Genomic DNA, 7,533 nt, shown 5'->3' on the forward strand with positions numbered 1-7,533 from the left:
AAACCCAGGACTCTCCCTCAGAACGGAGGAGAAAAGGGTCTCAGGTCACGGGCGATCTGGCGCCGGGGAAAGCCGGATGCCCTGCTGCACCATTCGGACCAGGGCAGCCAGTATGCCAGCGAGCAGTTCCAGAAACTCATGACCGACAACGGCGTCATCTGCTCGATGAGCCGCTCGGGTAATGTCGGGGACAACGCCGCGATGGAGAGCTTCTTCTCCTCGCTCAAAACCGAGCGGATCAGAGGCAGGGCTTACCGCACGCGCGACGATGCTCGCGCCGACGTGTTCGATTACATCGAGCGGTTCTACAACGCTGTTCGCAGGCACTCGACCATCGGCTACATCAGCCCGGTCGAGTTCGAAAAGAAGGTCGGGTTAGCTTAACTGAGCGTCCACGAAACCGGCAGCTGGCCATGGCAAATTGCCGGAAGCAGGGTCCAACTGCCGCCGTCACTATCTTACCCTGCCCCTAATAATTCTGCGTCACTCCCGTGCGTTCCCCCTGTTCATGGCTTTGCGCCGCATCGCCGCCCGATCCGCAACGCGTTCAAGCTGATCGGACTCCTTGTTGGCCCCTCGGAGATGCGCCGCCAGCCCGTTAACGGTCGGAAAGCGGAACAAATCAGTAATGGTTATACTCGGTACAAGCGTCGATTTAAGATGGCGGTGCATCTGAACCGCCAAGAGGGAATGCCCGCCGAGATTGAAGAAATTGTCGGTAGGGGAAACACGTTCCAATCCGAGGAACCGCTTGAAGGCCTCAGATATGCCCTGTTCAAGGTTTCCAGCAAGAGCCGCAGCAGGCATCGCGTTCGATACCGGGCTAACGCTCGCGTGATTTGGCCGCGGCAACGCCTTTCTGTCCACCTTCGCATTTGGAGTCAGGGGGAACTTATCCATTGCAACGAAATGAGCGGGAATCATGAAGTCTGGAAGCGATGCCGCCAACTGTTGGCGCAAGCGACTGTCGGGAACGGCGCCCTTCGCAAACCGGATGTAGGCCACCAGCCTAACGTCGTTCGGTTCATCCTCTCGCGCTACAACAACCGCTTCCTGGACCCCATCTACCTTGCCGAGTTGTGACTCAATCTCACCGAGTTCGATGCGATAACCGCGAACTTTGACCTGATGGTCAGCCCTTCCCAGAAAATTTAAGGTACCGGAGGCGTCGCGACGCACAAGATCGCCGGTGCGATACATGCGCTCGCCTGCGACGAACGGATTGACGACGAACCGTTCCGCAGTCAACTCGGGCTTGTTCAGATACCCGCGCGCGACACCGTCTCCACCAATATAGAGCTCCCCTGGACACCCGACGGGAACCGGCTGTTGGTACCGATCCAGGACATAAAGTTGCGTGTTGGCAATCGGTTGGCCGAGCGGCGCCACACCTTCAGTCGATGCGCCAAGATGAGCGCGATGCGTCGATGACCAGATCGTCGTCTCAGTGGGACCGTACATGTTGTCGATCGTAGCCTCGGTGATCCGCGTGATCTGACGGAGCAGCGAGCTTTGAAGGGCTTCACCACCGATGAACAGATGCTTAATCGCCGACAGCGCGTTGCGGTCATTCTCGTTCATCATGATCATGGTCATCATCGAGGGCGTGGCTTGCAAATGCGTCGCACGATGATGCCGTATGAGGGCGCCGAGCCCGATGTCGAGGTCGTCACTGACCAGAGTGGGATCAGTAGAACTGCAGCGCGACACGACCTCGGCGAGCTGAGTGAGTCCGTCCAGCACTAGGTTGGGCGCGACGCCGTAGTCGATAAGGCAGGCGATCTCGGTGACGCCGATCGCCCTAACGCCGTCGATACGAGCAAGGGCATCATCTACCGTTCCGAAGAGCCCACTATCTTCGAAATAGCGCAAGAATGCGAATTCAAGGATTGCGTCCATCTCTTCGGGATCTAGCGACTGCAGATCGATATCGAGCGGCGTGCTCACGCCTTCGGGCTTCTTAAAAGCTGGGAAGGCCCAAGCATATTGTTTGATCAACGCGGCTGCACTACGCAAATAGGCTTTCATCGGCGCGCGCGCTAAGTCTCTGACGCGCTCACGATCGTCGCCTATCAGCGTATGAAGCATCAGGGTGACTGTGTAATCGTCAGGATTCCGCCCACATTCTTTGAGCGTGTTGCGATAGATATTGATCTTTTCGGATAGTTCGGCGATCGACTGGCCGAGGAGGTGAGTTAGCACGTTCGCGCCGAGCTTCGCCGCCTCGCGATAGGTCTCGGGATTGCCAGCAGTGGTGACCCAGACAGGTAGTTCCTTCTGGACCGGTCTCGGCTGCGTGACGACGTCGACTGACTTACCATCGGCCATCTCGAAGGCGACCGCCTCGCCGCGCCAAAGTTTGCGCACTACCTCGATGTCCCGGATCATGGCAGCCTTATTGTTTGGCGGTCTGTTCTCGGGGCGCAGTACGAAATCCTCGGGCATCCAGCCGGAGGCAAAGGCAAGTCCGGCACGGCCACCGCTTAGATTGTCGACGACCGCCCACTCCTCGGCGATGCGGGCTGGATGGTGCAGCGGCAGCACGCAGCTGCCCGCCCGCACATCGATTTTCTGGGTAACCGCCGCAACGGCGGCACCAGTCACAGCGGGGTTCGGATAAGGGCCACCGAACGCGTGAAAATGCCGCTCGGGGGTCCAAACCGCTCGGAAGCCGTGCTTATCTGCGAAGCGGGCGCCCTCGAGCAGGAGCTGGTACTTGAGCGGGTCGGAGCCATCGTCATTGCCCCAATAGAAGAGGCTGATGTCCATGCCCCCCGCTGCGGCGCCGCGCCTCGGCGACGGCTTGCGGCGGGCGCCGTCGCCGTTGAGGACGACCTTGAAGCCACGCGACAGCGTCCAGAACAGCTCTAGCACCGAGATGTCGAAAGACAGGCTGGTGACCGCGAGCCAAACCGGCTGGACGAGCTCGTCGCGCGGGACAGTGTCATCCATACCCGCGAAGAAGTTCGCGACGTTCCGGTGCTCGATCATCACGCCCTTGGGACGCCCAGTCGAGCCGGAGGTGTAGATCACATAAGCAAGCTCGCTCGATGCCACCGGCAGATCGAGCCGCGTTGTTGGCTGCGCGCCGCCGATGACCGTGTCAATATCGAGCGGGTGTGCGTCGCAGCGTACCAGGGCCGCAGCCGTGTCCTGGTTCAAGATGATCGCCGCCAGGCCGCTATCCTGTGCCATCATTGTGGTGCGATCGGCCGGATAGGCCGGATCAAGCGGAACATAGGCGGCGCCGGCCTTGTGGACCCCAAAGGCGCTGATGACGAGCGCGAGCGAGCGCGGCAGGAACAACCCGACTAGCGAGCCAGGCTTGACCCCGGCCGCGACCAGCGCATGGGCGACCTGGTTGGCGCGTCGGTCGAGCTCGGCATAGGTGATCGCGTCGCCATCGCAAACGAGCGCCGTCGCCTCGGGGGTGCGATCGACCGCCTGCTCAATCAGCTGGTGGATGCAGCGGTCGCGCTCATAGTCGCGCCGCGTGTGATTATGGGCCTCGAGCACGATCTGGCGCTCGGCATCGCCGAGCAGCGGCAGGCCGATGATGGACGCTGTCCGGTCGGCGGCGAAGGCGGCAAGATAGGCGCGGAGGCCGGAGAGCAGCGAGGCGAGGCCAACCTCGCCGATACGAGCGCGGTCGCAGACCAGATGAAACGCACCTTCAGGCGTCAGTACCAGCACGATTGCGACCTGGTCGAAGCCGGCCAGATCGGCGAGCGCCCCTTCGAACAGGCCGATCGCCGGTCGCACCGGCTTGACGGCGGGCGAGCGTGCTACCAGGTCGCCGGACTGGCCGAGCCTGCCGCGCAGGGCGGTCAACTCGCCGTCGAGACGCGCCTCGATGGCCTCGGCGCTGTCGATCTCAGCGATGGTGGCGCGCATTGGCATGATCGGAGCGACATAGCCGGGAAACTGTGCCGCCCGGCGCGCCAGTGCCGCATTGCCATAGGCGAGGCCGAAGCCGTCCTGCCCGGAGACGCGGGCAAGGAAGCTGACGAACGCCGCGGCCACTGTCGCCGGCGCCGCCGCTTGGTCTAGCGCCTCGACCGTCACCGAGCGCGGCTGCGGTCTTTCGCTGCGGTCGAGCCAAGGCAGGTCTAGATCCTCAATCGCCCGCCATCTGCCGAGAAAGAACTGGTCGGATCGGGCAACGCCGCCGGCCAGTTCGTCGATCGCAGCGGCATCGGCGGCGCCAAGCGGCGGCAGTATCTGACCACGCGACAGCACCGAGAGCGCGACCACGTCGCCGAACTCATCGACCAGCCCGCCGATGCGGACCACGCCGTCGGCCGTCGCGACCAGCGCGGCATCGGCGGAGACATCGAGGACCTCGCCCGGCCGGCCGGAGGCTCCTTGCTGTGCCTCCAGTGTGCGGACGCCATAGGCCTTGCCGTCGGTGCGCAGCTTGGGCAACGCCAGCGGATTGATATAGCCCTGGCCATAGTCGAGGGCGCGGAACAGCCGCTCGACCTCGGCCGTGGTCCGGTCAAAACACAGCGTCCCAGCCGCCTCCGGCAGCTTAAACTTTGGGTAATAGGTCCGAAGCGCCAAGTCCTGCGCCCGGCCGGATAGGCTGCCGCTCTCGATCTGCTGGACGAGAGTCAGGAAGCTGTCGATACCGGCCTCGAAGCACTTGGTGTTCAGCGTCAGCGCCGTCTCGTACCGATCGATCTCGAACTCGAGCTGCGCAAGAATATCGCCCTCATCGGCGACCTCGGTCATGCGATGCCAGGTGACGCCATAGCGCGTCTCGCCGGCAAGCAGCGCCCAGCTCGGGGCGTTCAACCCGGCATAGCGCGGCAGGGGGCCGTCGTGGAAATTAGCGGCTCCATGGCGGGCGCCCTGCCAAACTGAGGTCGGCACCATGCGTAGATTCGCGGCGCTAAAAAACCAGTCATAGTTCAGCTGAGAGAGCGCATAGGCATAATCCTTGTTTGGCGCGAGAAGCTCGGCGCCATGCTGTGCCGCCCAGGATCTTATCGACTCCGAATTTGAGACGATGGCCGCAATCGCATGCCCACGTTCAAGGAGAATTTCAGCGCATTGGACGAGGAGCGTCTCTTCGCCCATCAACACCGAAGTCATTTTCATCATGTTCTCACTAATCACTGCCAACCTGCCTCAGAGAATGGACGCGATACTGACTTAGGCATTATAATTAATCTCAAGAAGCAATTTGCACCAACCTTCAGCGACAAAAATATCAAGAATCGCGATTGAATCTCAATACGTGACACATCAAATCTACCGCCACGCACTTTCGTTTCAACGAGCTACCCTAGCTAGCAATCCCGGTTAATAAGCAATAAAAAACAAACTAAATCTAGATATTGTTGAGCATCCATGTTCTCAATATGCCCTACTGGTTAATCACCAGCACACGGAATTCTCATGACAAGACGGCTGCAACGGCGACCAGGCCCAAGGGAAGCCAACCAGCGCTCTCGCACCATGGTGCACTTTGATGATTTCTGACGCTACCCAGATCATTTCGACCAGTTCAGTGTCGACTTGGAGGCCTCGCAGCGCAGACCGCCAATGTAGGCGGAATGTTGGCCGTTGCTCACAAAATCTGTAAATTCACGCGCAGCATTGGCTTGCAGATTCCTCGTCCCAAGCGATAGCGAACGGTCGACCTCCTCCCGTGACATGACTATAGGGCGCGCCAAAAATGACGACTGCGCGGAGCACCGCTCACGCCGAGCCTTCAGCCGATACCAACCAGCTAACTTCAGGGGCAATAGGGCACGGAAAACTTCTGTTGGTTACGGCAGTTCGCCTTCGAAACGGCCCACGCGGCTTGCAACTCGACGATCAGACCTGCGCCGGCATCTGCCGTTGGGCTCAGTATTTCGAGCATGTGACGTTCGCCGGCATTCTCGTTCCACGAGACTCTGAAGAACCGTCTTCGGCAACCTGGCGCGACGTCATCGACCTTCCGGTCAGCAAGCAAGTCACTTTCGTCCCGCTGCCGATGGCCTACCGAATCCGCACTTTCGCGAGGCAATACCAGCAAACCAGGGCAATTCTCGCGCGCGAGATACGCAGCGCAGATCACATGTCCTTTACCGTCGGTTACCTGGCAGGAGACTGGGCAGCAGTGGCTGCACTTGAAGCGATCGCTCAGCGCCGCAAATTCGCGATCTGGTTCGATCGCGTCGAGCAGGATGTCCTCCGAAATGCATTACCGAAGTTACCTTTCCCGCGCCGCCTCAAGGAAGCACTAAGCCTACCGATAATGGTTAGATATCATCGGCACCTGCTTACAAAGAGCTCCCTAGCCCTACTTCAAGGCATGGATACGTTCGAGTCTTACGCGCGTTACACATCGAATCCTGCCTGCGTCTATGATGTGCACACCAACCCCCACGATTTCATTTCCGATGAGATAATGGCGACTAAGATCGACAGCATTTGCGCTGGCGAGAAGCTTCGCATCGTTTATGCAGGGCGCGCAGCGGTAATGAAAGGACCGCTTGATTGGGTGCTAGCCCTTGCAAAGGCGAAGGCCAAGGGCCTCGCCTTCGAAGCCAGCTGGCTAGGTGATGGCCCTCTTGTGGCGGAGATGAAGCATCTTGCGAGCATCCACGGCCTCAGTGAGCAGGTTAGCTTCCCAGGCTTCATATCAGATCGGGAAGCAATCCTGAAATGCCTGCGAAACGCGCACCTGTTAATGTTCTGCCACAAGACTAAGGAGTCGCCGCGCTGCCTTATCGAAGCCCTAGTCTCCGGCTGTCCAATTGTCGGCTACACGGGAGCCTACCCGAAGGGCATTGTGGCCGAGATTGGCGGCGGCCAGTTCTCCGCTATCGACGATGTCGATGCGCTCGCAGCAAACCTGCTTTGGCTCGATCGCGACCGCGGCCGACTTGCTGAGTTAACGCAGAGCGCCGCACGATCGGGACGCAAGTTCGACGAAGACACACTCTATCGCGAGCGCGCGCTTCTCATTGCGAAGTATGCCTAATCGCTAGCCCAATTCCGCTTCAGCCCAACCTCTCCACGTGATCCACCCCCGTTGAATTGGTCCACCCTGAAGTATGTCTTTTGGCAGACAGGAGGACCGCAATGCCGAAGAAGCGCCACAAGCCCGAAGAGATCGTCGCGAAGCTGCGCCAGGTCGATGTGCTCGTTTCGCAGGGCCAATCCGTTGCCGACGCGATCCGTTCGATCGGCGTGACGGAGGTGAGTTACTACCGCTGGCGCCGCGAGTTCGGCGGCCTGAAGTCGGATCAGGTGAAGCGGATGAAGGAGCTTGAGGCCGAGAACGCCCGGCTCCGTCGCGCCGTCGCGGACCTGACGCTCGACAAGCTGATCCTGAAGGAGGCTGCGTCGGGAAACTGGTAAGCCCCGCGCGTCGCCGTGCCTGCATCGACCATGTCCGTTTCGCTCTGAAGGTGTCTGAGCGGCGGGTCTGCCGTGTGTTGGGGCAGCACCGCTCGACCCAGCGCCGGATTCCGCGCGGACGCGACGATGAGGAGCAACTCATCGCCGACATCGTCGAACTGGTCCGCCGATACG

3 protein-coding genes and 1 pseudogene are annotated in these 7,533 nt (G+C 60.4%); 3 read left to right on the forward strand and 1 reads right to left on the reverse strand.

All coding sequences use genetic code 11. The features are described from left to right. Window positions 1–384: IS3 family transposase (locus NUV79_RS24955; RefSeq protein ID WP_257735777.1), on the forward strand; the 384-nt coding region annotated here is incomplete at its 5' end. Window positions 385–483: 99 nt separating this feature from the next. Here the strand turns inward: NUV79_RS24955 and NUV79_RS24960 are convergent. Next, the gene (locus tag NUV79_RS24960; RefSeq protein ID WP_257735778.1) at window positions 484–5,106 is read right to left on the reverse strand and encodes a MupA/Atu3671 family FMN-dependent luciferase-like monooxygenase; all 4,623 of its coding nucleotides are present in this window, start codon (window positions 5,104–5,106) and stop codon (window positions 484–486) included. A 706-nt stretch (window positions 5,107–5,812) separates the two neighbouring features. Between NUV79_RS24960 and NUV79_RS24965 the strand changes: the two genes are divergently transcribed. Together NUV79_RS24965 and NUV79_RS24970 are read left to right on the forward strand one after the other, a co-directional pair. After that, a complete protein-coding gene (locus NUV79_RS24965) occupies window positions 5,813–6,979 on the forward strand; it encodes a glycosyltransferase (protein ID WP_257735779.1) in 1,167 nt (388 codons plus the stop codon). Window positions 6,980–7,080: 101 nt separating this feature from the next. Next, window positions 7,081–7,533 (forward strand): annotated as a pseudogene (locus NUV79_RS24970) (transposase); the annotation flags it as partial.

The sequence above is a fragment of the Allobosea sp. 47.2.35 genome, from assembly GCF_024655635.1.
In the GTDB taxonomy this organism is placed as follows: domain Bacteria; phylum Pseudomonadota; class Alphaproteobacteria; order Rhizobiales; family Beijerinckiaceae; genus Allobosea.